We start from the raw sequence: 1,632 nt of genomic DNA, 5'->3' as shown, positions 1-1,632 counted from the left end.
AGAGAATTAAAAATCCAAATGTCCAGCAATCGATACATTTCACAGGCAATGAAAGACATCATCAGGCACCTTCCAGTTGATATGGATATGATGAGTGTATTAAGGACAGCACTATCAGCTGAGGGTTCTAAAGAATACTCCTGGAAACCAACAATTAAGCAAGCAATAAGACTAACTGCAATAATACCCACAATCATTGCCTTCAGGAATAGCCTGTTAGAGCAAAAGCCCTTTAATGAACCTAATGAAGAACTTGATCACGCAGCAAACTATTTATATATGTTAACCGGCAGCATTCCTTCAAACGCAGTGGTCAATGCTTTAGAGACTTACATGATATTAACTTTAGAGCACGGAATGAATGCTTCAGCTTTTTCAGCCAGGGTGACAGCTTCAACTGAATCAGATATGGTTTCATCCATTACTTCAGCAATCGGAACGATGAAGGGTCCTTTACATGGGGGAGCTCCTTCAGGGGTAATTGATTTACTTAATTTAATTGGAACTGTTGATCGAGCTGAGATGGTTATAAGAGAAAAGTTGAATAAAGGTGAGAAATTAATGGGATTTGGACACCGGGTATATAAAACTCACGATCCGAGAGCATTGGCTCTAAGAGAAAAGCTTTTAGAATCTAGCGGGGCAGATGACTCACTTGATCTCGCCATTCATGTGGAGAGCACAGCAATAAAAATACTTGAAGAAATAAAACCGGGGAGATCGCTGTACACGAATGTAGAGTTTTATGCGGCGGCAATAATGAAGTCGATTAATCTTAAAGCAGATCTATTTACCCCTACTTTTACCGCAAGCAGGGTAGTCGGGTGGACAACTCATGTATTGGAACAAGCAGAAAATAATGTTATCTATCGTCCGAAATCTGAATATATTGGAGAGTTGTAAAGATAGCCCATGCTGTTAATATCTATCTCATTTTATGAAGTGCTCTTCAATTGGTTTTGTATTTGAACACCAACCCCACCAATCAAACAAGGATTTATGATAACGAACAGCTGGACAGGGACTGTTATCCAAATGGTAGATTTCATCATTGCGGGATTCATATGGTATCCTATTATTAAAATCTCTGACCGTCAAACGTATAAAGAAGAGAAGGCAGCAGCATATAAGAAAGGTTGATACGATGTTCATAGAATTTATTGCGACAACGTTAGAAGATGCTATATTAATTGAACAATCGGGGGCAGATCGGATTGAGCTGGTATCCGCTTTAACAGAGGGTGGCTTAACACCAAGTCACTCCCTAATCGAAGCTGCAGTGAACCGTGTAAGCATTCCGGTCAATGTGATGGTAAGGCCGCATAGCCAATCATTTTGTTACTCTGATGATGACTTCTTGATCATGAAAAATGATATAAAAATAATCCGTTCAATAGGTGCAAATGGTGTTGTACTAGGAGTGTTGAATGAGAAAGGCGAAGTCAACCAACATATGCTTGAAGAATTATTGAAGGAATGCAATGGTATGGAGGTTACATTTCATCGAGCAATTGATTATACAATCAATCCCGTTCAAGCGGCTGAAACATTAGCCCAATACAAGGAAATAACAACTATTTTGACTTCTGGTGGAAATGGTGAACTTTCTAGCCGCATGCAAACCATTCAGCA

Annotated in this window: 2 protein-coding genes; both read left to right on the top strand. The window is 39.4% G+C overall.

The window, feature by feature from the left end; genetic code table 11:
* Positions 1-903: citrate/2-methylcitrate synthase (locus HP456_RS23725; RefSeq protein WP_172255607.1), on the top strand; the 903-nt coding region annotated here is incomplete at its 5' end.
* Positions 904-1,051: 148 nt separating this feature from the next.
* Positions 1,052-1,632 (top strand): copper homeostasis protein CutC (locus HP456_RS23720; protein ID WP_246289405.1); only part of this gene is annotated, 581 nt, incomplete at its 3' end.

Origin of the sequence: Bacillus haikouensis, assembly GCF_013179555.1 — a bacterium.
GTDB classification, from domain to species: domain Bacteria; phylum Bacillota; class Bacilli; order Bacillales; family Bacillaceae_B; genus Rossellomorea; species Rossellomorea haikouensis_A.
The sequence above is the reverse complement of the archived record's forward strand: the minus strand, read 5'-3'. Positions and strand labels throughout refer to the sequence as shown.